This window comes from Cohnella phaseoli (assembly GCF_003386235.1).
Lineage (GTDB): Bacteria > Bacillota > Bacilli > Paenibacillales > Paenibacillaceae > Cohnella > Cohnella phaseoli.
This window is the reverse complement of record NZ_QRDZ01000001.1, coordinates 435,105-455,613: the sequence shown is the minus strand read 5'-3', so window position 1 is coordinate 455,613 and position 20,509 is coordinate 435,105. Positions and strand designations below refer to the sequence as shown.

Sequence of the window (20,509 nt, the reverse complement as noted above, 5' to 3'; positions counted from 1 at the left end):
ATCCCCGACCCGCCGGCAAGGCGTAATCGGGAATTCGGTGCATTCTGCGACTTAGGCGCGGGAAACGTATCTGCCTTCGCGCGTATCGATCGTCAGCACGTCGCCTTCGTTGATGAACAGCGGAACTTGGACGTTAAAGCCGGTTTCCAGCTTCGCGTTCTTCGTAGCGCCCGTCGCGGTGTTGCCCTTAATGCCGGGCTCTGTTTCCACGACTTTAAGATCGACGCTGTTCGGAATGGAAATGCCGATCAGCTCGCCCTGGTAGCTGGAGATGTTAACAGTCATGTTCTCGAGCAGGAAGTTGATCTCCCACTCCAGCTGCGACTTGGACAGCTCGAACTGATCGAACGTCTCGTTGTCCATGAATGTGTACTCGTTGCCCGAATTGTACAGGTATTGCACCGCACGGTTTTCAACATGGGCGCGAACGACGCTTTCGCCTGCGCGGAACGTCTTCTCTACGACGTTGCCGTTGCGGAGGTTTTTGAGCTTGGAGCGCACGAACGCGGCGCCTTTGCCCGGTTTAACGTGCTGGAAGTCAACAACGGTGCACGGAGCCCCGTCCAGTTCGATGGTCAAGCCTGTTTTAAAATCGTTGACAGAAATCACTTCGATACTCCTCCTGTAGAGACACTGCTCTTGATTAGTCCAACTCGATCAACTGCTTGGGCGAGCTTGTCAGAACGCGGATTCCGCGTTCGGTCATCACGACGTCGTCCTCGATCCGAACCCCGCCGAAGCCGGGAAGATAGATGCCCGGCTCAACCGTCACGACCATTCCGGGGGTCAGCACGACATCGCCGGTAAGCGACAGCCTAGGCAATTCGTGAATCTCCAATCCGATTCCGTGTCCCGTACTATGACCGAAATATTCCCCATAACCATAACGTGCGATGATATCTCTCGTCAAGGCGTCGGCTTCTTTTCCGGTCATCCCCGGGCGCAGGTGATCGAGCGCGTGCTGCTGCGCTTCCCGTACGATCGCATAAATCTCTTTGTGCTTATCGCTCGCTTTGCCGACGACAACCGTACGAGTAAGATCCGAGCAGTAGCCCTTGTAGTACGCGCCGAAATCGAGCGTTACGAATTCCCCTGTCCCGATGATCTTGTCGCTGGCCACTCCGTGCGGCAGAGCCGAACGTTCGCCGGAAGCGACGATCGTATCGAAGGACGAGCTTGCCGCGCCTTGAGATCGCATGAACATTTCCATCTCCAGGGCGATCGACCGCTCGGCGACGCCAGGCTTCAAATAAGCGAGAATATGATCGAAGGTCCGGTCCGCCAAATCGGCCGCTTCTTGCAAGATAGCCAGCTCGGCCTCGTCTTTCGTCATCCTCAGCTTCTCTGCGATGCCATTCGACTGCAGCAGCTTCGCCGGTCGGAAAGCCTCTTCCATTTTCAGATAAGCCGAATACGTAACGTCTTGCTCCTCGATCAGCAGCTTCTCCGTATTCCAATCCTTCAGCAGCCCGGCGATCGTCGCGTTCATGTCGGCGCCGTGCTTCACGATATCGAAGCCTTGCGCCTGCTCCGCCGCCTGTTCGGTGTAGCGGAAATCGGTGATAAACGCGGCCTTGTCGGTCGAAATGAGCGCCGCTCCGGATGTCCCGGTAAAGCCGGTCAAGTAGCGAACGTTGTGGCGATTGGTGATGAGAATCGCCTGGGCTTCCGTTCGGGCGATTGCTTCGCGCAAACGGGCGACCCTCTGATTAGGCATTCGTTATCCCTCCCCGGATGTGACGGCATAACGCTTGAAGTCCCAGCTCGTAGCTGTCCGCTCCGAATCCGGCGATCTGGCCGAGCGCCGCAGCAGCCGTCACCGAAGTATGGCGGAAGGCTTCGCGTTTATGAATGTTCGAGAGATGAACCTCGATGGCGGGAAGCCCGACGGATGAGAGCCCGTCCCTTAGCGCATAGCTCGTATGCGTCAGCGCGCCCGGATTGATCAGAATACCGTCGTGCTTGCCGTAGGCGGCATGAATTTCGTCCAGCAGAGCCCCTTCGTGATTCGACTGAAAGAAGCTTAACTCCACGCCCAGAGATTCGCCCAGCTTTCGCAGCCGCTTCTCGATCTCCGCCAGCGTTACGGCGCCGTAGATGTCCGGCTCGCGAATGCCGAGCATGTTCAAGTTCGGACCGTTCAGTACCAATATGCTTGCCATTGTCCCGCTCCTCCCGCTCGCAGCCGTCGCCGTCCAACCGGTTGACCGGATCGGCCGGGGCCGACGGGCCAAGTACATCAGACATTGTAACATATCTGCGGCTTCCAAGAAAACGGGGGATTACAGTTTTTTCCGACATTTCTGGTCAGGAGGACGGCTGCGGAGAGCCTTGCGTCTTCTTGGGAGACGGCTCCCGCGCGGCTTCGTCATGAAGCTCGAAAGAAATGCTGTATCCAATAAACAAGCCCCAAAGCAGGAACAGGCAGAAATCGGTTGCAATGCTATCCCAGCCGATTAGGTTAAGCGGCGGCAGAGCTCCGACCAAGGGCCCGGCCCATGCGTATACGAGCGCCCACCAGACCGCTCCGAAAGCAAGTCCCGGCCATGGCCCCGTCAGCTTGCCCAGCAGCGCTACGTAGAGGACCGCCGCCAGTATCGACATCGCGATAAACGCGCCAAGTCCGCCCAACTGCCAATAAAACCCGCCAAGCCAAGCGCGCGGAACGAACGGATCAAGCAAAAAAGCCTGCGAAACTTTCGTAAAATGGAGTCCCGTTGCCAACCAGCGGAGCAATCCCCAGATCAGTCCGGCGAAAAAACCGATCTTCAGACTGTACAAGACCGGCCTTGTCGGAGCCGGGTCGTTCCTACCCGTCATGCGATCCCATCCTTCGCGTCATATTGCGGATTCCCGGTTAGGGCGTGTCAGAAAACCCGCTCAGGGGCATCTATCACCGCCTTTTCGCCCCCTGCTTCGTCACTTTTGCTTGACGTACCCCCGGTACGCCTTCACAAAAGTTCCTTGCATGGAACGAAAATTCGGCAACATCTGCTGCCTTCGGAGTATCCAGACACGCCCTAGTATAGCCCCGTCTACTTCCCGCTACTCCGTGCCGGGACGAGCTTTCCCCATTCCCAGTGGCTTTCTATTCCCCGATCCTGTAAAATAGAATTACTTGGGGCGCAGCTTCGTACGCTTCCAGAGTTATTCGCAAAGCAGGTGACCCGTCATGTCAAAACCATCTACCTCGATCTATGGAGGACAGGCCGTCATAGAAGGCGTCATGTTCGCCGGCAAGCATGTCCATGTGACTGCGGTTCGCCGCAAGGATCAGCAAATTACCTTTCTCGAGGTGCCCAAGAAGCCCACACCCGTCCTCAACAAGATTAAGAAAATTCCGTTCGTGCGCGGCATCGTCGGCATTGTCGAATCGGCGGCCAAAGGCTCTCAGCATTTGACCTATTCCGCCGAAGCCTACGCAGAAGACGAGACCGGGCCGGAAGAAGCGGCCAAGCAGAAGGAAAAAGAGAAAGATCAGCGTTGGAACTTGACGATGATTCTGGGCGTTGCCGTTGTCGGCATCCTGTCCTTCGTCGTCGGCAAGCTCATCTTCACTGTCGTTCCGGCTTTCGTGGAAGGACTGATCTTCAGCCAAGCTTTTGAGAATAAAATTATGCATAACCTGCTTGAAGGCGTCATTAAAATCATCCTGTTGCTCGCCTATCTATGGTTCATTTCGCAAACTCCAATGATCAAGCGACTGTTCCAATATCACGGCGCCGAGCACAAGGTCATCAGCGCTTACGAAGCGGGATCGGAACTTACGGTCGAGAAAGTTCAGAAGTTCAGCCGGCTTCACTACAGATGCGGCAGCAGCTTCATCATTTTCACCGTCATCGTCGGCGTCATTATTTATTCCTTCTTTACGTGGGACACGATGGCCGAACGCATTATCCAACGCATTCTGCTGCTTCCGCTCGTGCTTGGCGTCTCTTACGAAGTACTGAGATGGACGAATGCGCTTCGGGACATTCCGGTTTTGAAGTGGCTGGGAGCCCCCGGTTTGTGGCTGCAGCTTCTGACGACCAAGGAGCCTAACGACGAGCAGGTAGCGGTCTCCATCGCTTCGTTCAACCGGATGAGAGAGCTCGACGCAGAGATTTCCACCCCTCGCGTTGCGCTTGCGAAGCAAGCTTGATTCTGCTGTTCGCCAGTTAAGATCATTGAGGTATCCTGAGGAGGATGCGCATGAGAAATCGAATTCAACCCTGGTTTGCCGTCGTGCTCGCATTTATGGCGATCGGAGTGATCACGACTTTACTGCAGGGCTCCGTCGATTCGTGGGCAATTCCGCTGGGACTCGCGGCAATCGTGTTTCTGCTGTACAAGTTTCCGCCGGATAGATGGAGGAAGCTGCTTCAGAAGAAACAACCGCCCTCCAAGAGACCGCGTCCGGATTTTCGCAGCGCTGCCTCTAAGTCGGAACGAAGACGCGCCTCTCCGTTCACCGTCATCGAAGGCCGAAAAAACCGGGATGACGAACCTCCGCGCTATCACTAAACAGATAAAGGGGCTGTTCGATCGGCCGGAACCCGTGCGGGATCCAATGCCGATCGAGCAGCCCCTTTGTCTTACCCTCCAACCTATCTAACAAACTCTGACGCGCAACTTACTTCGTTTTGGATATCGTCACCTTCAGCATTCCCAGCTTGCGATCCCAGCTTTGAAAAAACTTTTCCCCCGCCTCCAGTCCTGAACGGTACAACGCCTCGCTTTTCTCCGGAGACAAATTGAACTGCGTACCTCCGACGCCCAAGGTAGGAATTTTAATCGTGCGGATCGCTTTGTTCTTCTCAATATATCTTTCATCGTGCGCGCTGAGCATCGTTTCGAATATCGCCTGAAACATCGAAACCGGACCGTTGATTCGATGAGGATGCGCATCGGAGCGCCCGACCATTTGGAAGCCGATCACCGGAACGGCCGGATCGGACGAAGTGTCGTGCTGAAACAACCACAGTGGAAAATTGCTTAATAAGCCTCCGTCGACGACATAGGAAAACTTCGAAAGCGCCGCCTGTTTTTGACGCTCCTTAAACGGTTGACGCAAAATAACCGGATCGAAAAAATACGGAATGCTCGTGCTCATCCGCACCGCTCTGGCGACGGAGAATAGCTCCGGCGCGACGCCGTACTGCGCAATGTCGCCGGGAAGAACGAGAAGTCTGCCGTTCGTAATATCCGAAGCGATAATCCGCAGCTTGCCGTCCGGCAGGTCGCTGAACGTCCGAACGCCTTTGGCCTCGAGCAGCTCCGCGATCCAGAGCTCCAGCCACTTGCCGGAATAGAGTCCTTTGCGTAGGAAGAGACGGACTGCGGGGAAGACGCTTTTCTTCAGAAGAGAGCTAATAGGCGTGCGTTCGATCGCCGCCTTCATTTCGGCGGCCGTATAACCGGCAGCCAGCAGCGCGGCGACGATGCTTCCCGACGACGCGCCTGCGACCCGATTAAAAACGACGTTGTGCCGCTCCGCCGCGCAAACCGCGCCTACTAACGATATTCCCCTTACGCCTCCGCCTTCGAATACCGCATTTACTCGGGTCGTCTCCAACTGCCCCGCCTCCTCGCGGACTTCGCGCCTGTTCGGCCTTACCTTCCAGCCCTCGCTTTCATTCCTATGCGTTCGGAGACCTCCCTAATACAGCAACACGCCGACTTCCGCGCATTCAAAAAGCAGCCGAGCCTCGTGCGGGCATGGCTGCTTGGCTGAATCTTCGTAACTTTCGCTTACTCGCTGTCCATCTCGGACCTAATCTTGACCAGATCCTCCACTCGGGACGGATCGCGGTTAAAAAATTCCACAAGCGACTCGATGCATGTAATGGAATCCCAGCTCAAATGGTGCTCGATCCCTTCCACGTCGGCGTAAATCTTATCCTCCTGGACCCCGATAATCGACAGGAACGTCTCCAGAAGGTGATGGCGGTCGACGAGTCTCTTGCCGATCTTCTTACCCTTGTTGGTCAACACAAGGCCCCTGTATTTCTCGTAAATCAAATAATTGTCCTTATCCAGCTTTTGAATCATCTTCGTCACCGAGGATGGATGCACTTCCAAGCCTTCGGCAATATCGGAGACGCGGGCGTAGCCCTTCTCGTCGATCAAGCGGTAAATCTTCTCCAAATAATCTTCCATACTTGGGGTAGGCAACGCTAGTCCCCCTTTCCTTCCATATCATACACCGTTTGACGCAAACCGAGCAAGTCCGAACTCGTTTCCCGGCAGGGAAAGTATTAAGCTGCCTTGCGCATTGCATAATAAACCGATCGAATCGTTCCGACAGAAACGGAGGTTATAAGATGCCCTCAACCGATACCCCTTCCCGCCGTGCCAAAGAAACCGCCCTGTTCGTGCCCGAGCTCGTCTACTTCGAGCCGGCGGCGCTCGAATACCCGAAAGGACAACGCATTCTCGACTGGGTCAAGGAGCGCGGATTGCCCTACCGCACGACGGCGTCCCACAACCGGATCACGAACCTGCCCGGCGACACGGAGCTGGAGCAGTACAAAACGGCCAAGCGTACGCTGGTCGTCGGTCTCCGCAAAACGCTCAAATTCGACACGTCCAAGCCGTCTGCCGAATACGCCCTGCCCTTGGCGACGGGGTGTATGGGACACTGCCATTATTGCTATTTGCAGACGACGCTGGGAGCCAAGCCCTATATTCGGGTTTACGTGAATACGGAGGACATCTTCGCGGCCGCCAAAACGTACATTGACGAGCGCGCCCCCGAGCTTACCCGATTCGAGGCTGCTTGCACGTCAGATCCCGTCGGGTTGGAGCATCTGACCGGCTCGCTGGCGGAAACGATCGAATTCATGGCCGATCAGCCGTTAGGCAGACTCCGTTTCGTAACCAAATATCACCATATCGATTCGCTGCTTCCCTTGCGGCATAACGGCCATACGCGCATCCGCTTCAGCGTCAACGCGGATTACGTCATCCGCAACTTTGAGCCGGGAACCTCCCGTTTTCACGAACGGATTGAGGCCGCCGGCCGGATCGGCAAGGCCGGTTATCCGCTCGGCTTTATCGTCGCGCCGATTATTTGGTACGAGGGCTGGCCCGAGGGCTACGCCGAGCTGTTCGATAAGCTTGCGAAGGAGCTGCCGACCGAAGCGACGAAAGACTTGACTTTCGAGCTCATTCAGCACCGCTTCACCAAGACGGCCAAGACGGTCATCGAGAAGAGATACCCGAAGTCCAAGCTGGAGATGGACGAGGCGAAGCGCAAAAAAAAGTGGGGACGCTGGGGACAACACAAATATGTGTACCCCGACGAACAAGCCGAAGCGCTCCGCGAATGGATCACGGAGCGCATCTTTGAGCATTTTCCCCAAGCTCGGATCGAATACTTCACATAATATCGAATAGCCATTTCGGGGTAATGCTCTGCAGCCAAATCGTAATTTGCGTCATTTTGTCGGTGAACAGCAATACGCCCATCACGATCATCAGCACGCCGCCGATTTTCATAAGCATGTTCGAATATTTCAGAATCCATCTGGCCGTGCCGAGGAAGAAAGCCAGAACGAAAAACGGCAGGGCGAAACCAAGAGAATACGCCGTCGTCAGTCCGACCCAGGTTCCGGGATTGCTGGCGGCCAGCAGCAAGATCGAGCCGAGAATCGGACCGACGCAGGGCGACCAGCCGGCGGAGAAGCCGATTCCGAAGACGAACGAGCCCAAGTAGCCGCCGGGCTTCCATTTCATATTCAGCTTCCGCTCCTTCATCAGCAGCTGCGGCTGAAAAATCCCCATAAGAAATAAGCCCATCAGCACAATGAAGATGGCTGAAACTTTACGAATCGTATCCTGATAATCCCGGAAAGCATCGGTAAACGCGTTGGCGCCGTATGCCAGCGCGAAGAACACGACGGAAAAGCCAAGGATGAAAAAAAACGTATGGGTCATCGTCTTCATTCGCATGCTCCGGCTCGTATCCGTCTTAATCTGATTGACGGATACGCCGGTTATGTAAGATAGATACGCTGGATAGAGCGGCAGGCAGCACGGCGAGATAAATGAGGCCAAGCCGGCGGCGAAGGCGATTCCGACGTTTAAGTCCGCCATTGCGTATATCCCCTCCTGAACCTAGGTTCTAATTAACTTCGTTGAAGCCACCGACACCGCCAGAATGCCGATAAGCAGCAGCACGATCGTTCCTCCCGGAGCAAGGTTGGCGACGCCGGCGATCCACAGCCCGGCAAGCACCGCCGCTTCACCGATGATTACGACAAGAATGACGGCTTGCTTAAAGCTGCGCGACAGCGCCAGGCTGCACGCGGCCGGTATTGTGAGCAGGGCGGACACGAGCAGTGCGCCGACAATCTTGATTGCCGCGCTGATGACGAGAGCGGTTAATATACTTAGCATAATATTAAAATACTTCATAGGCAAACCGCTCACCGCCGCTGCGTCTTCGTCGAACGTCAGCAGGAACAACTCTTTCTTATGAATGAGCACCATCGATAGCACGATAACCGTCACGCCCATAATGACATAAATGTCCGTATAATCAAGCGTGTAGATACTTCCGAATAAATAGGAGGTTACGCTAAGATTAAACCCTTTTCCCATCGTAAACAGCAGCGAGGCGAGCGCGATTCCTCCCGACATAATGATGGCGATCGACAGTTCCGCATAAGTCCGGTACATCTTGCGCAGCATTTCGATCCCGAACGAGGCGGCAATCGCAAACAGCAGCCCTACCGCGACCGGGTATACGTTTATCAAGAAGCCGAGCGCGACACCCGCAATGCTAACATGGGCCAGCGTGTCCCCGATCATGGCCAAGCGCCTGAGCACGAGAAACAGCCCCATCAGCGGAGCGGTTATCGCGATCAAGGCGCCTCCGATCAAAGCCCTCTGGAAAAATTCAGCCGATAAAAGTTCCAATCCCGGTTACCCTTCTTTCCGCAACGAGTGCAGCAAATCCGTCCCCTGGCAATCTTCCAGGTCATGGGAGTGACGCACGTAGAAGCTGAGCTTGCCGCTTCTTCCCTTCGGTTCCTCGCCCAAATAGGAGCGAACCATGTCCATATCGTGCGACACCATCAGGAACGTAATATTGTGTCTTTGGTGCATATGCTTGATCATCTGGAAAAAGTTCTGCTGCGTCTCGACATCGATGCCGGTAAGCGGCTCGTCCAAAATAAGCAGCTTCGGATTGTTGATCAGCGCACGCGCCAGAAACACCCTCTGCTGCTGTCCGCCCGATAACGCGCCGATCCGCTTGTTGCCAAGTTCCTCGATCTTCATCGCTCTCAACGCATCCTCGCAGCGGGCAACGTCTTCCTTGGTTACGCGGCGGAACAGCTTCTTCCTACCGTAAAGTCCGGACAACACGACTTCCTTAACCGTAGCGGGAAACAACGGGTTAAAATGACTTCGTTGGGGAACGTAGCCGATCAGGTTCCAGTCCTTAAATCGAGCCGCAGGCGTTCCGAACAGCGAGACTGCGCCCTTATGCGGACGGGTCAGGCCGACAATCATCCTTAGCAGCGTTGTTTTGCCCGCTCCGTTGGAGCCGATCAGTCCGACGAAATCGCGCTCCATAATGCGGAAGTTCACATCCTGCAAAATCGGCTGGTTGTCGTACGAGAACGATACCCCGCTTAGATTGACGATCTCGCGGTGACAACCAGTTTGCGCCATGCTTGCTGCTGCTTCCATGCGCAGCCCCTCCTTCCTGCTTGTATCCGTCCCTTTATGTTAGTTTACTGCAGCGCCTTCTGCAAGTTTTTCAGATTGCGCTCCATCAGCGTAAAGTAATTGTCTCCCGCTTTTTCCTGCTCCGGGGTGAGACCCTCCAGCGGATTAAGCACAAGCGTATCCACCTTCGCCTCTCTGGCCAACGTATCGGCAAGCTGTTCGGATACAAGCTCCTCAAAGAAAATGTACGGAATGCCGTTATCCTTCACGAACTTGGCGATTTCCAGCAAATCCTGCGCTCTTGGCTCCGCCTCTGGGGACAGCCCCATAATGGCAATCTGGTTCAGCTGGTAATCCCGGCACAGATATCCGAATGCTTGGTGCGAGACGACGATGTCGCGACGCTTGTATCCGGCCAACTCCTGAGTGAATTTATCGTCCAGCTCGCGCAGCTGTTTCTCCAGATTGGAATAGTTGCTCTCATACGCCGCTCCGTTCTCCGGATCCACCTTCACAAACGCGTCGCGAATGTTGGCTGCCATCACCAGCGCCGAGCGAGGGCTGGTCCATGTGTGCGGATCGACGTCCAGATCGGAGTGGCTGTGCTCGGCATCCTCGCCCTCATGATCGTGATCGTCCTCCGCCGCTCCCTCATGATCGTGGTCCGTTTCTTCTCCCTCGTGACTGTGTTCGGCCTCCGTACCCGTTGCGTCCGTTTGCTCGCCTTCGTGCTTATGCCCGTGCTCCGGGTTGCCCTGGATCAGCTCGATTCCTTGACTTGCCTCCACCGTCAGCACCTGACTGCCCGATCCAAGCCCTTTCAGAAAGCCGTCGACCCAGCCTTCCAGGCCCGCACCGTTATAAAGAAATAGCTGCGCCTTAGAGGCGGCGTCCAGATCGCGACTCTTCGGCGTCCATTCATGCGGCTCGACTCCTGCTGCGATTAGATTCACGACGTGGGCGTGCTCTCCGCCAATCTCCTTCGCAAAGAAATACAGAGGGTAAAAGCTCGTAACCACATTGACCTTGCCTTCCTCCTGCGCATAGGTATCGTCCTTGCCGCACCCGGCCAAAAGCGCTACGGAAACGCTCAACGCTATGATCAATGTTAGCTGAAAAGATAATTTCTTCATGATAGACCCCTTAATCGTAATCGTTTTTATTAACAGATCCGATTATAGGCCGCTATCCGCCCTCTGTCAACTTTATATTTCTCGTAGAATTGACCAGGCTAGGTTGTGTTGGGTGGTATGGATGCGGTGTGGATGCGGGTGTGGATGTGGTGTGGGCCGTTCGTCGTCACAAACCATTTAGGTGAAATTTCGGACAAAATTCATCCCTCATCGTTTATTGGAAGCCGACTTGTACGATTCATCGTACAAATTTGCCACCTCGACCTCTCCACCACCGTTTTTTGCATGGGAAATCCTACAAAATAGACGCGCCCCCATAAGTTAGCGACATTGTATGATCAATCGTACAAGTGAACTCAAATTGGGCAGCGTCTTTCAGAACAGGATCGCCAATTTTACGCTGAACCTGGAAAAAAAGCATCGCCCCTTCTCTGTAGCTCGCTCCAGGAGCGGAGAAGGGTTCGATGCTTCTTTCTGAACTGCCCTATTCGTCTCAATCGCTCATCAGACGACTCGATAGACGACTCGTTTCGAGTCCTACTTAACGATCGCGCCGTTCGGCATGCCGTCCGGCACCGTCGCCAGCGTCAGCTGATCGTCCTTCGACGCGGCGAGGATCATGCCCTGGGACATCTCGCCTCTCAGCTTAACAGGCTTCAGGTTGGTTACGCAAATCACTTTGCGGCCGATAAGCTCTTCCGGCTTGTAGAACTTGGCGATGCCGGATACGACCTGGCGCCGCTCGAAACCTAAGTCTAGCTGCAGCTTAAGCAGTTTGTCGGCCTTCGGAACCGGTTCGCAGGCGACCACCTGCGCGACCCGCAGCTCGACTTTCATAAAATCGTCGATCGTAATTTCCGGCGCAAGCTCCGGAGCCTCCTCCGTTTCCGCCTTCGCGGGAACTGCAGCCTCCGCGTTTTCGTCCGCGCTCACTGCAGCCGCAGCTCCGCCCATTGAGCCGGAAATCCATGCAACCTCTTCCGCCAGATCCAGACGCGGGAATATCGGATCGCCTTTGCTGATCTTCGTGCCGGCCAGCTGTGCCCCGAACTTGCGAATGCTCTCCCATTCGGTCAGCCCGCCTTCCGTCAAACCGAGCTGTTGCCAGATGAGACGAGGCGTATTCGTCAGGAACGGCTGAATCAAAATCGACACGACCCGCAGGCTTTCCGCCAAATGCCCCATGACAGAAGCGAGCGCCGCCCGATCGGCCTCCTCTTTCGCCAGCGTCCAAGGCTTCGTCTCGTCGATGTACTTGTTCGTCCGCCCGACCAACGTCCAGATCGCGGACAGCGCGACCGAGAACTCCATGTTCTCCATCGCCGCCTCTACCTTTTCCACTGCAGACAGCACCGTGCGCTCCAAATCTCCATCAAATTCCGTTACGCCAAGCTCGAATTGCGGAACCTCGCCGCCAAAATACTTGTCGATCATCGCCACTGTTCGATTAAGCAGGTTGCCCAAATCGTTGGCGAGATCGTAGTTGATCCGCTCCACGAAATTTTCCGGCGTAAACGCTCCATCCGCTCCGAAAGGCACTTCCCGCAGCAAGTAGTAACGCACGGCATCCAAACCGAAATGATCGATCAGCTTCACCGGGTCGACGACGTTGCCCTTAGATTTGGACATTTTGCCGTCCTTCATAAGCAGCCAGCCGTGGGCAAACACCTTCTTCGGCAGCGGCACGCCAAGCGCCATCAGCATAATCGGCCAATAAATCGTATGGAATCGAACGATTTCCTTGCCCACCAAGTGAACGTCGGCCGGCCAATACTTCCGGTAGGCCTCATCCGTATCCGTCCCGTAGCCGAGCGCGGTAATATAATTGGACAGCGCGTCGATCCAGACGTAAATGACATGCTTCGAATCTCCAGGAACAGGGATGCCCCAGTTAAACGTCGTCCGCGACACGGCCAAATCTTCCAATCCGGGCTTGATGAAGTTGTTGATCATCTCCGTCTTCCGCGACTCCGGCTGGATGAAGTCCGGGTGATCCTCGTAATGTTGAAGCAGGCGGTCGGCGTATTTGCTCATCCGGAAGAAGTAGCTCTCTTCCTTGACCAGCTCCACCGGATGGCCGCTGTCGGGGCTTTTGCCGCCTACGACAACGCCGTCGGCATTTCTCTCCACGTCGACCAGTTGCGATTCCGTATAATACGTTTCGTCCGGAATGCTGTACCAGCCTTCGTACTCGCCCTTATAGATATCCCCCTGCTCCAGCAGCTTCGCAAAAATATCCTGTACGACCTTCGTATGACGAGGCTCCGTCGTGCGAATGAAATCGTCGTTGGAAATTTCCAGCTTTCTCCACAAATCCTGGATGCCCACGACGATATCGTCGACGAATTGCTGCGGCGTTTTGCCCGCTTCCTGCGCTTTCCTTTCGATCTTCTGCCCGTGCTCGTCGGTTCCGGTCAAATAGCGAACGTCGTAGCCGCGCAGCCTTTTGTAGCGAGCCATCGCATCGCCCGCTACCGTCGTATACGCATGCCCGATATGCAGCTTGTCGCTCGGATAATAAATCGGCGTCGTAATGTAAAACGATTTTGCTTTTTCCGTCATCCTGCTCATCTCCTTTACGTTTAAAAAACATAAAGCTCCCGTCCGTATGGGACGAGAGCTGCGCTCACGCGGTACCACCCAAATTCCTCCCGCGAAAAAAATCCCCCGCGAAAGCTCATTAAGCCGATCTTTAACGCTGATCTCCGCGTCGCCCTCTTACCGATGCGGCTGCTGAGTGCCGCGCCATGCTCGAAAGCAATTCCTCCAGGACCATCTTCCAAGGTCGCCCTATGCCGGTTCGCAGCTTCTCCGGCTCTCTGCGATAGATCGCGATTCCTTGTACTTATCCCTTCATTGGAAACAATATGATCTTCTTTCCGCAATATAGCCGAACGAACGGTTCGTGTCAAGTCGAGCGCCGTTTTCATGTCAGGTGCCGCTCCCGCAGTCGTCCTCTAGTTAGTCAATATCGAGGATCTTCCATTCGTCATGGGTACGTTTCGACTTAATAAAAACGTATTGGCTGTTGAATGTCTCTCCCGTCGATACGACATCTTCAGCCCGCGCCAAAGCAACAACCGCTTGCTTTTGCTGCTGAATGCTAATGTCCTCAGTCAGCCTGACGGCCTTCAGCTTAAACTTCGACATTCCGTTGATCGGACTGTCGGTATAAAACAGCTTCATGTATTCGCTTTCGTTTTCTTCTTGCAAATATTTTATTCTTTGATTGATCAACCGGACGATGTCCAGTTCATCTCCCGCGTACTTATCCTCCCGGATATACTCCGCTTCGGCGCTCTTCCCGCTGCCGACAGCGCACGCGGTCAACAGAAACACGAGACATAGCGCCATCACTGTCTTCTTCACGGCCTGTCCCCCTTGAATGCCTCTGCAAGCTATTTCTCAGCTTTACGTTCCGGCACGGGGTCGAAGCCGCCGGGATGGAACGGATGACATTTGCAGATCCGTTTGGCGGCGAGATACGAGCCTTTAGCCGCGCCGTGCACCTCGATCGCCTCCAGCGCATACGCCGAGCAAGTCGGCAGGAAACGGCAGGTCGGAGGCTTTAGCGGAGAGATGAATTTGCGGTACACATGGATCGGCGCCTGCAGCACCCGCCGAGCGACGTTCATCGCGCTTCCGGCGCGGCGCCCGAAGCCGCCTCCTGGCATTCGCCGCAATAGCCGAACACTTCGAATTTGTGCTTGACGACCTTGAAGTCTCCCGGCACGTCCGTCTCCGACATCGGACAGAAGCGTATCGGAAGCGTCTTCTCGCATTGCAAACAAATCATATGATGATGATGGTGCTGCTCCTCGCAGCTCAGCTTGAATTTGACACCGTCCTCGAACACAACCTGTTCCACAACGTCCATATCCAGCAGCAGCCGCAAATTTCGGTAGACCGTATCGAAGCTGAGACCCGGGTATACCCTCTGCATATGCTCGTACACTTCTTTAGGCGTCAAATAGCCGGAGGCTCCGTCGAACAGCCGGACCATCGTCTTGCGCTGTTCGGTGATGCGAAGTCCGTTCCGGGACATCCTCTGCATAATGTGCTCAGTCGTACTCACGAGATCACCTCCCGCAAAGCTTTTTCTTATAATCGAACACCTACTCTTACTATGCAGGAAACCTGGGCTCTCGTCAAACCGCACAAGATGTGGGCGAGCCCTTAGGCCTTTGAACAGGCAACGCGCGATGGATGCCGTATAATGTACAACATCCCAAGGAAGGAGAATGATCTAAGTGTCCGATCATCCGAAATGCAATAGCAAAGCCGTCTTCGATCCTCCGCAAACGGTGTACGAAGATTACTACCATCCGCAGCATGTCGACGTTATTCATCAAATCCAAGTCATTAGACGTCATCACTGCGTCCCGTGCTATCATCATAAGACCAGCGTATCCGTCAAAGACGTATATTGCGGAGACTTCGAAGGCGGTAACGGCCGCGAAGGCAGCGCCACTACGTCCAGCTGGAGAAACAAACGCCGCTAAACCTGCCCTGATCGCCGGCCTCCCCGATCGCCGCCTCCGCGGTCGGGCGGGCTCCTTTATTCGGACAGTCGCTCGGACAGCCCGGAATTATCGCAAAGTTCCGCACAAATCCCCATACCAAAGAAGCCGCCCTGCCTTTCATCCGGCGCGAGCGGCTCGTACTTCCTCGTTTAAGAAGAAAACCACGTATTGACCACAAGCACCATCGTCACGAAAGAAACCGCAGACAATCCTAAGTAAATGCCTCCCTGACGCTTTTTCAGTTGAAAAAAGCGCAGCACCCCCATGCTCAAGAACGAACCGATCATCGTAATGAAAATGACTCCTGCAATAAACAAGCCGGGCGACACTCCCGACACGTCTGTAATTTCCACTTCCTTGCCCCCTCGCAACGAACTGATCCGAAACTTCCAATGCTAGCTTCCTTTAGAATTATAACGTTTTACGTCTGGATAAACAATTCATATTCGGACTTTTCCGGAGGCCTCCGCTTGAAACGAATGAGAATCTGACGATCCGCTTTCATTACGGCTTTGCCGGTGCGCGGGTAGACGAGCCCCGGAAACCGGATCACGCGTTTCTTGTCTCCCGGCAGTCCGTTGATTTTGAGCCGATCGGAAGTCGCCATCAGTTGCAACGCGCGCAGATCAACCTCCGGCGCCAGCCGAATTGCAACCCTGACATATTTCCCGTCCTGCTTGATTTCCGTCCGTACCGCCGAGCGGTCCGGAGCGTTCGCACCGGATTTGGCGTTCTGCAAAATCTGCTTGACATAGTTGTTCATCCAATCGTCGTCCCCCGCCCGATCCCAGTTTTCCGCCAGCTTCCAAGGGATATCCTTGCCGAGCCACTTCCTAAGCTCCTGCCAATCCGGAAGCGGTCCGCTATCGAAAAAAGATTTCAACGCCTTCTCCCCCCTGCCCGATAGTCCGATAACCGGGCCAGCGCCCAGACACCTTCCTTCAGCATATGAGAGCGAAGTCTCGCTCGTTCCCGCCCGTCTTGGGAGAACCTCTGGGCTACTGCCTTCATACACTGTTTAAGAGCCTACAGCGAAGGAGGCGTTATGCCCATGCCCTGCATCGTCGGCAATGTCAAAATCCTGAGCATCGGCAGCAGCGGCGTCGTGCAATTCGGCGACGCGATTCAAATCTCTCCTTCAAGCACGAACAAAACTTATGCCGGCGCCGGCTCGTTTCTGACAGGAGATTTATCGCGCACCAATAACGCCATCAGCGCCACGAACACGAACGATCCCGACGTGCAAGATTCCAGCGAAAACAACGTCGGAAACTCGGGGGTTGTCTGACATGACCTGGAACGTGCAGCAGACGATAACGATCGGCCAGCTTCGAATAGATGGCATTACCAACTCCTCCGTCCTGCAGATCGGAAGCGCGGGGAGCATCCAAGCTCTTTCGCAGCTCTACAATACCGGCGGCTTCACTGAGGCCGCCCCGGAGCTGGGCGAGGAACTCAACGCCTTATCGCTGGTGCCTTTGCCGAATCCGACATAAGAGAGGGGCAGTGACGATGCAGCAGCAGCGACCGAATGTATGGGACGGCGTCTATCAATCGACGCAACCCGCGCCTTATCCGCATGCTTCGCAGGCGGCGGGAACGGCTCCGAATTTCTGCTCCAGCTTAGCCCAGCGCTTATACCAGGCCGAACTCTCGCTCAAACAGATGTCGGAACAAATCGCTTCGATGCAGAAACAACTGGATGAAATAAAGAGCAAACCCCCTCTGCACGTCGAGTATCATTTCGACCAATTAAAAGTCAACCGTCTGGAAGGAACGCTGAACGTTGGAATTTCCCCGCAGAGCATCCCCGGCCTCGAATCTCTGGAGACACCCAACTTCGTCGGGTGGAAGGCCGCGGAAGGAAGCGCCGACGAGGCGCTTCAACCGATGCGGCAGCTTCAGCAGGAGGTCGCGGCGTACATGGACAGGGAAGCGTACGTCGACCTGACCGAGCTGGAGCGACAGCTTGGAGTCCCCCTGAACGAGGAGCATCGTAGGAGAATTGTCGCGGACGTTAAGCGGCAGTTGGACGAACGCGTGCACTATTATGTCCGCTCCGAAGCATACCCGGCTTCTGGAACGGAAGAAGAGAAACGAAAATGGCGGGATACCGTCAAAGAGAAAACGATGCGAGACGTCCAGGGCGCTTTTACCGCGTACTTGACCAAGCAACAGCAGCTTCAGCAATCCGATACAAGGAGGTGAGAGAGCTTGTCGTCGCCGCTGTCTCTTCATGTTACCAACGGCCCCGTATCCGTCGGGTGCATTAATCTTGTCGGAGTGTCCAGCTCGTCGGCGCTGCTGCTCGGCGATACCGAGTCGATTACGCTGTACTCCTACTTCGATACGCCGCCGGAGTCGGTGATCGTCTCGCCGTTAGCGCCGCTTCCGCTGCCCGAAGAAGAGGAGGGAGAAAATGAATCATGACTGCAGAAGTACAGTTCTGCTCTCTCTCTTCGTGAACACCGTCAGTTCGTCGGGAATCGTACAGCTCGGGGACGGAGACAACACCGATATGACTTCGCAGGCGCTTGCCGTGCAGCGGGCCGTCGCGAACGTTCAGAAGGACGAGTTTTTCTTTGAGTCGTACCCTCTTTTTTATTTGCCGAAGCTTGTTCCGGGAGCCCAAGTTCCCGTGCGCTTTACGAGCGACTCGCCTTTCCCCGTCCTTCGCGTCGGCTGCATTTACTCGCTCGGCGTATCCAGCTCCTCCACGCTCCGCGTCGGCTGCAGCGGCCCGGTTCAAGGAATTTCCCGGATCAAGCACATTCGGAATTTTAATCAACCCGGGCAAGAGCCGGAAATATAGAGAATATTCGTCCTGACGGTACAAACGTCCAAGATTCCGTATGTCCCCCGTCATATGCTGACATTGTGATTCGCCATCACAAACCTATGAGTACGGGAGGGTTTAACAATGAGTTATCCGGTAGCAGGTGCAGCAGGCTGCGGTTGCGGGCCGACTCACGGCGGCCAATTCGGAACGGCTACATTCGCCCTGGTTCTGTTCATTCTGTTGGTCATCATCCTCCGCGCAGGATTTTAATCAAGCGCCGAATAGCAGATTCGTTCCAGAAGGTTCGCGTGAAACGGATCGTCTCTACCTCAGGGGGCTGTCTCATAAGTGACTTATGAGCAGCCTTGATTTATTTACTCGATAAGGTTTTTAGCGGGGGGTATCCCCCCCTCTTTTCATCGAGACTACGAATAAGTCAAAAGAAACCGCCCTTTAGTAAATGGGAGTCGTAACCCATCTAAGAAAGGAGCGGTTTCTTTGCACATTCGCTGTACCTTGGATCAACTTTTAGGACCGCCCCAAATTGCCAGCGACTCACAAGACCGCCCCAGCGGGCATGTCGCTCACATTGATGCTGAAGCAGGCGAAATCCGGCCTAGCTTTAACGCTAATTGAAGCTGCAGCCGATCTTCGGGATCATCGAGGGAAACGCCCAAAATCGCCTGAACTCTCTCCAACCGATAGACAATCGTATTATAGTGGGCGAGCAACCTCTCGGAAGTCAACTTAACGTTCCCGTTGCAGCGGAAAAACATTTCCAGCGTCTCCGCCAGCCTTCCGCTTCCTTTGCGGTCCGCCAACTGCAGCGGCATCCAATACCGCCGGATAAATTGCTCCCGCTCTTCTCCCGAAGGAATCAAATAGAGAAGCGAATAAACGCCTAGCTTATCATAAGCGACGACTTCTGCCGTCAATCCGCATACTTTCGCAACCTGTCGCGCATGTTTCGCCTGCGCCCAACTGCCCTGCAGACTTTCCGGGCGGGAAACGGCCTTTCCCGCATAGAGCCTTAACCCGAATGTATCGAGCCGATCTTTCAGCTTTTCCTTCAGTCGGTATAACTCGGACAGCAGAGCGGACTCGCGCTCCGCCTCGGTCGGCTGCCCTTGAGCAACCGGCAGGATGAAGGCTAGATCTTTGCCGACGGTACAGACGAGCATTCCGGGCTCGCATTCCTGCTCCGAGCGAAGAACGCGGCGAACCTCCCGAATCCAGCACGCCATACAGCCATCCGAGGGCAATTCGACCAGCACGGCGACGAACGCCAACTCGTTCGGAACGAAGCATTCGTACGCTTCGACCCTTTGTTCCCAATCGGTCTCCTTACCCTCATGATCGGCTGTGTCAGCAATTCCGCTACCGTGAACGGCGATTCTCCCTCCCATGCGACCGATATCCATTTCATTGCACGGCATGATGGTCATGAACCAGCCTCCCTCAACAAAATGCCAATTAAGATGACACAAACAACTTATCTCACATTAAAAACAGACCCAACATCTTATTATGTCATATATAATAACACATAAACAGAAGCATTTTCACTTAAAATTGTTAAAAATCTAATGATCACAGCTAAAATCGTCCATTATTTTGCGATCTCCGCTTATTTAAAGTAACGTTACTTAACATCAAATACTTGATGACCAATCTCTCCCCTAACGATGAGCGCTCCAGAAATAAAAATAAGGCGCCCCCAAGTCGTCTTGTAACGACTTAAGGACGCCCTCCGTCTTAAGAAGCGCTGCGCGATTTACGCGCGGGTCGACTGCCCGCATGCCGGGCAAAAATGACTATCCGCGTAAAGCGGAGTACCGCAGCTATGGCAAATCTGCCGTTGATCTGCACGCGGCGACTCAGCGTCTCCCTCTAACGCCGCATTCGGCTCATCCGTCTCTACAGACGTTTCCGACTCATCCGGTACGTGGAGATCGACCTGGATCGGCTCTTTATCAATGACCGGCGGAGGAAAAGCGTGGCCGCAGGAAGGGCAAAATTTCGTTTCATCGGACACCCGCTTGCCGCAGGACGGACAATCCTTCTCGTTGCGAATCTCCTTGATTCTGGCATCTAGCCCAGCGATCTCCTCGCGAATTGCGGAAATCTCCTCGCACTTCGGCTTAACTTGCTCCTCGGAAACGGACACATCGTTCGCCAAGTAAGCGTCGTATACAACTTCGCCGATAGCAGCGTACAATTTATCGATATCCTTGCGCTTGCCGGAAATTTGATTGTTCAGCTTGGTGATTTCCACGGTCTGCTGCGCCTTCTCCGTTGCCGTCGTAACCCCTTTGCTGACCGAATCCGTAATTTTTTTGAAAAAGCTCATCCCAATCTCTCCTCCCTATGCCTTGCATAAGTTGAAACCCATGTAATGAAGTAGCTCATTTCATTAT

The 20,509-nt window shown here is 54.6% G+C and carries 28 protein-coding genes; 10 read left to right on the top strand and 18 right to left on the bottom strand.

The annotated features are described in order from the left end of the window. Positions 1-51: 51 nt before the first annotated feature. The 4 genes from efp to DFP98_RS01950 all read right to left on the bottom strand — a co-directional run bounded on the left by efp (position 52) and on the right by DFP98_RS01950 (position 2,820). The gene (efp, locus tag DFP98_RS01965; RefSeq protein ID WP_116058864.1) at positions 52-609 is read right to left on the bottom strand and encodes an elongation factor P; all 558 of its coding nucleotides are present in this window, start codon (positions 607-609) and stop codon (positions 52-54) included. A gap of 34 nt (positions 610-643) precedes the next feature. Further along, a complete protein-coding gene (locus DFP98_RS01960; RefSeq protein ID WP_116058863.1) occupies positions 644-1,717 on the bottom strand; it encodes a M24 family metallopeptidase in 1,074 nt (357 codons plus the stop codon). Beyond that, positions 1,710-2,162 carry a type II 3-dehydroquinate dehydratase gene (gene aroQ, locus DFP98_RS01955; protein ID WP_116058862.1) on the bottom strand — a complete coding sequence of 151 codons (453 nt, stop codon included), beginning with the start codon at positions 2,160-2,162 and terminating at the stop codon, positions 1,710-1,712. The genes DFP98_RS01960 and aroQ overlap by 8 nt, the downstream gene beginning before the upstream one ends. 145 nt (positions 2,163-2,307) lie before the next feature. Continuing rightward, positions 2,308-2,820 (bottom strand): YqhR family membrane protein, encoded by a 513-nt coding sequence (locus DFP98_RS01950; protein ID WP_116058861.1) that lies wholly within the window; start codon positions 2,818-2,820, stop codon positions 2,308-2,310. A gap of 352 nt (positions 2,821-3,172) precedes the next feature. Between DFP98_RS01950 and DFP98_RS01945 the strand changes: the two genes are divergently transcribed. Together DFP98_RS01945 and DFP98_RS01940 are read left to right on the top strand one after the other, a co-directional pair. Then, a complete protein-coding gene (locus tag DFP98_RS01945) occupies positions 3,173-4,141 on the top strand; it encodes a DUF1385 domain-containing protein (RefSeq protein ID WP_116058860.1) in 969 nt (322 codons plus the stop codon). Positions 4,142-4,191: 50 nt separating this feature from the next. Beyond that, complete coding sequence (locus DFP98_RS01940; RefSeq protein WP_116058859.1) at positions 4,192-4,503, top strand: hypothetical protein; 312 nt, start codon at positions 4,192-4,194, stop codon at positions 4,501-4,503. 109 nt (positions 4,504-4,612) lie between these two features. Here DFP98_RS01940 and DFP98_RS01935 read toward each other — a convergent pair whose 3' ends face one another. Both DFP98_RS01935 and mntR read right to left on the bottom strand, forming a co-directional pair. Further along, positions 4,613-5,554, bottom strand: a complete 942-nt coding sequence (locus DFP98_RS01935) for a patatin-like phospholipase family protein (RefSeq protein WP_116058858.1) — start codon at positions 5,552-5,554, stop codon at positions 4,613-4,615. 176 nt (positions 5,555-5,730) lie between these two features. Continuing rightward, positions 5,731-6,153 carry a transcriptional regulator MntR gene (gene mntR / locus DFP98_RS01930; RefSeq protein WP_116058857.1) on the bottom strand — a complete coding sequence of 141 codons (423 nt, stop codon included), beginning with the start codon at positions 6,151-6,153 and terminating at the stop codon, positions 5,731-5,733. A 149-nt stretch (positions 6,154-6,302) separates the two neighbouring features. On the opposite strand from mntR, the gene splB reads away from it, so the two are divergent. Beyond that, positions 6,303-7,367: a spore photoproduct lyase gene (gene splB / locus DFP98_RS01925; protein WP_116058856.1), complete on the top strand. Its 1,065-nt coding sequence runs from the start codon at positions 6,303-6,305 to the stop codon at positions 7,365-7,367. Here splB and DFP98_RS01920 read toward each other — a convergent pair. From DFP98_RS01920 to DFP98_RS01880, 8 genes are all read right to left on the bottom strand, one after another. After that, on the bottom strand, positions 7,360-8,076 hold the full coding sequence (locus tag DFP98_RS01920; RefSeq protein WP_116058855.1) for a cytochrome c biogenesis CcdA family protein: 717 nt from the start codon (positions 8,074-8,076) through the stop codon (positions 7,360-7,362). The genes splB and DFP98_RS01920 overlap by 8 nt on opposite strands. Positions 8,077-8,097: 21 nt before the next feature. Beyond that, the gene (locus tag DFP98_RS01915; protein ID WP_116058854.1) at positions 8,098-8,901 is read right to left on the bottom strand and encodes a metal ABC transporter permease; all 804 of its coding nucleotides are present in this window, start codon (positions 8,899-8,901) and stop codon (positions 8,098-8,100) included. Between the two features lie 6 nt (positions 8,902-8,907). Continuing rightward, a complete protein-coding gene (locus DFP98_RS01910) occupies positions 8,908-9,678 on the bottom strand; it encodes a metal ABC transporter ATP-binding protein (RefSeq protein ID WP_181917429.1) in 771 nt (256 codons plus the stop codon). 44 nt (positions 9,679-9,722) lie between these two features. Further along, complete coding sequence (locus DFP98_RS01905) at positions 9,723-10,790, bottom strand: metal ABC transporter solute-binding protein, Zn/Mn family (RefSeq protein ID WP_116058853.1); 1,068 nt, start codon at positions 10,788-10,790, stop codon at positions 9,723-9,725. A gap of 537 nt (positions 10,791-11,327) precedes the next feature. Beyond that, positions 11,328-13,352 (bottom strand): methionine--tRNA ligase, encoded by a 2,025-nt coding sequence (gene metG, locus DFP98_RS01900; protein ID WP_116058852.1) that lies wholly within the window; start codon positions 13,350-13,352, stop codon positions 11,328-11,330. Positions 13,353-13,751: 399 nt separating this feature from the next. Further along, entirely contained in the window at positions 13,752-14,159 is a 408-nt protein-coding gene (locus DFP98_RS01890) for a membrane lipoprotein lipid attachment site-containing protein (protein ID WP_116058850.1), read from the bottom strand. 29 nt (positions 14,160-14,188) lie between these two features. Beyond that, the gene (gene yidD / locus DFP98_RS01885) at positions 14,189-14,425 is read right to left on the bottom strand and encodes a membrane protein insertion efficiency factor YidD (RefSeq protein WP_116058849.1); all 237 of its coding nucleotides are present in this window, start codon (positions 14,423-14,425) and stop codon (positions 14,189-14,191) included. Further along, the gene (locus DFP98_RS01880) at positions 14,422-14,865 is read right to left on the bottom strand and encodes a Fur family transcriptional regulator (RefSeq protein ID WP_116058848.1); all 444 of its coding nucleotides are present in this window, start codon (positions 14,863-14,865) and stop codon (positions 14,422-14,424) included. The genes yidD and DFP98_RS01880 overlap by 4 nt, the downstream gene beginning before the upstream one ends. Before the next feature lie 175 nt (positions 14,866-15,040). Here DFP98_RS01880 and DFP98_RS01875 point away from each other — a divergent pair, with 175 nt between their 5' ends. Further along, the gene (locus DFP98_RS01875) at positions 15,041-15,292 is read left to right on the top strand and encodes a hypothetical protein (protein WP_116058847.1); all 252 of its coding nucleotides are present in this window, start codon (positions 15,041-15,043) and stop codon (positions 15,290-15,292) included. Between the two features lie 170 nt (positions 15,293-15,462). Here the strand turns inward: DFP98_RS01875 and DFP98_RS01870 are convergent, their stop codons facing one another. Continuing rightward, positions 15,463-15,666: a hypothetical protein gene (locus tag DFP98_RS01870; protein WP_116058846.1), complete on the bottom strand. Its 204-nt coding sequence runs from the start codon at positions 15,664-15,666 to the stop codon at positions 15,463-15,465. 68 nt (positions 15,667-15,734) lie between these two features. Next, on the bottom strand, positions 15,735-16,196 hold the full coding sequence (locus tag DFP98_RS01865) for a hypothetical protein (protein ID WP_116058845.1): 462 nt from the start codon (positions 16,194-16,196) through the stop codon (positions 15,735-15,737). 168 nt (positions 16,197-16,364) lie between these two features. On the opposite strand from DFP98_RS01865, the gene DFP98_RS01860 reads away from it, so the two are divergent. The 6 genes from DFP98_RS01860 to DFP98_RS01835 all read left to right on the top strand — a co-directional run bounded on the left by DFP98_RS01860 (position 16,365) and on the right by DFP98_RS01835 (position 18,362). After that, positions 16,365-16,601 carry a spore germination protein gene (locus tag DFP98_RS01860; RefSeq protein ID WP_116058844.1) on the top strand — a complete coding sequence of 79 codons (237 nt, stop codon included), beginning with the start codon at positions 16,365-16,367 and terminating at the stop codon, positions 16,599-16,601. 1 nt (position 16,602) lies between these two features. After that, complete coding sequence (locus tag DFP98_RS01855; RefSeq protein ID WP_116058843.1) at positions 16,603-16,809, top strand: spore germination protein GerPB; 207 nt, start codon at positions 16,603-16,605, stop codon at positions 16,807-16,809. Positions 16,810-16,825: 16 nt separating this feature from the next. Beyond that, positions 16,826-17,521, top strand: coding sequence for a spore germination protein GerPC (gene gerPC, locus DFP98_RS01850; RefSeq protein WP_116058842.1), 696 nt, complete (start codon positions 16,826-16,828; stop codon positions 17,519-17,521). A 6-nt stretch (positions 17,522-17,527) separates the two neighbouring features. Beyond that, on the top strand, positions 17,528-17,743 hold the full coding sequence (locus DFP98_RS01845) for a spore gernimation protein GerPD (protein ID WP_281275118.1): 216 nt from the start codon (positions 17,528-17,530) through the stop codon (positions 17,741-17,743). Further along, positions 17,733-18,125: a spore germination protein GerPE gene (locus tag DFP98_RS01840; protein ID WP_116058841.1), complete on the top strand. Its 393-nt coding sequence runs from the start codon at positions 17,733-17,735 to the stop codon at positions 18,123-18,125. The genes DFP98_RS01845 and DFP98_RS01840 overlap by 11 nt, the downstream gene beginning before the upstream one ends. A gap of 108 nt (positions 18,126-18,233) precedes the next feature. Continuing rightward, entirely contained in the window at positions 18,234-18,362 is a 129-nt protein-coding gene (locus tag DFP98_RS01835; protein WP_116058840.1) for a sporulation protein YjcZ, read from the top strand. Positions 18,363-18,676: 314 nt separating this feature from the next. Here DFP98_RS01835 and DFP98_RS01830 read toward each other — a convergent pair whose 3' ends face one another. Beyond that, positions 18,677-19,537: a PucR family transcriptional regulator gene (locus tag DFP98_RS01830; RefSeq protein WP_116058839.1), complete on the bottom strand. Its 861-nt coding sequence runs from the start codon at positions 19,535-19,537 to the stop codon at positions 18,677-18,679. Between the two features lie 329 nt (positions 19,538-19,866). Then, a complete protein-coding gene (locus DFP98_RS01825; RefSeq protein ID WP_116058838.1) occupies positions 19,867-20,442 on the bottom strand; it encodes a zinc-ribbon domain-containing protein in 576 nt (191 codons plus the stop codon). Positions 20,443-20,509 lie beyond the last annotated feature (67 nt).

What these genes read in the sequence shown, in the direction of transcription:
- DFP98_RS01960 (WP_116058863.1), bottom strand. Translation starts at nt 1,717, where the DNA reads ATGCCTAATCAGAGGGTCGCCCGTTTGCGCGAAGCAATCGCCCGAACG.
- aroQ (WP_116058862.1), bottom strand. Translation starts at nt 2,162, where the DNA reads ATGGCAAGCATATTGGTACTGAACGGTCCGAACTTGAACATGCTCGGC.
- DFP98_RS01950 (WP_116058861.1), bottom strand. Translation starts at nt 2,820, where the DNA reads ATGACGGGTAGGAACGACCCGGCTCCGACAAGGCCGGTCTTGTACAGT.
- DFP98_RS01945 (WP_116058860.1), top strand. Translation starts at nt 3,173, where the DNA reads ATGTCAAAACCATCTACCTCGATCTATGGAGGACAGGCCGTCATAGAA.
- DFP98_RS01940 (WP_116058859.1), top strand. Translation starts at nt 4,192, where the DNA reads ATGAGAAATCGAATTCAACCCTGGTTTGCCGTCGTGCTCGCATTTATG.
- splB (WP_116058856.1), top strand. Translation starts at nt 6,303, where the DNA reads ATGCCCTCAACCGATACCCCTTCCCGCCGTGCCAAAGAAACCGCCCTG.
- DFP98_RS01920 (WP_116058855.1), bottom strand. Translation starts at nt 8,076, where the DNA reads ATGGCGGACTTAAACGTCGGAATCGCCTTCGCCGCCGGCTTGGCCTCA.
- DFP98_RS01910 (WP_181917429.1), bottom strand. Translation starts at nt 9,678, where the DNA reads ATGGAAGCAGCAGCAAGCATGGCGCAAACTGGTTGTCACCGCGAGATC.
- DFP98_RS01905 (WP_116058853.1), bottom strand. Translation starts at nt 10,790, where the DNA reads ATGAAGAAATTATCTTTTCAGCTAACATTGATCATAGCGTTGAGCGTT.
- metG (WP_116058852.1), bottom strand. Translation starts at nt 13,352, where the DNA reads ATGACGGAAAAAGCAAAATCGTTTTACATTACGACGCCGATTTATTAT.
- yidD (WP_116058849.1), bottom strand. Translation starts at nt 14,425, where the DNA reads ATGAACGTCGCTCGGCGGGTGCTGCAGGCGCCGATCCATGTGTACCGC.
- DFP98_RS01860 (WP_116058844.1), top strand. Translation starts at nt 16,365, where the DNA reads ATGCCCTGCATCGTCGGCAATGTCAAAATCCTGAGCATCGGCAGCAGC.
- DFP98_RS01855 (WP_116058843.1), top strand. Translation starts at nt 16,603, where the DNA reads ATGACCTGGAACGTGCAGCAGACGATAACGATCGGCCAGCTTCGAATA.
- gerPC (WP_116058842.1), top strand. Translation starts at nt 16,826, where the DNA reads ATGCAGCAGCAGCGACCGAATGTATGGGACGGCGTCTATCAATCGACG.
- DFP98_RS01840 (WP_116058841.1), top strand. Translation starts at nt 17,733, where the DNA reads ATGAATCATGACTGCAGAAGTACAGTTCTGCTCTCTCTCTTCGTGAAC.
- DFP98_RS01835 (WP_116058840.1), top strand. Translation starts at nt 18,234, where the DNA reads ATGAGTTATCCGGTAGCAGGTGCAGCAGGCTGCGGTTGCGGGCCGACT.
- DFP98_RS01830 (WP_116058839.1), bottom strand. Translation starts at nt 19,537, where the DNA reads ATGACCATCATGCCGTGCAATGAAATGGATATCGGTCGCATGGGAGGG.
- DFP98_RS01825 (WP_116058838.1), bottom strand. Translation starts at nt 20,442, where the DNA reads ATGAGCTTTTTCAAAAAAATTACGGATTCGGTCAGCAAAGGGGTTACG.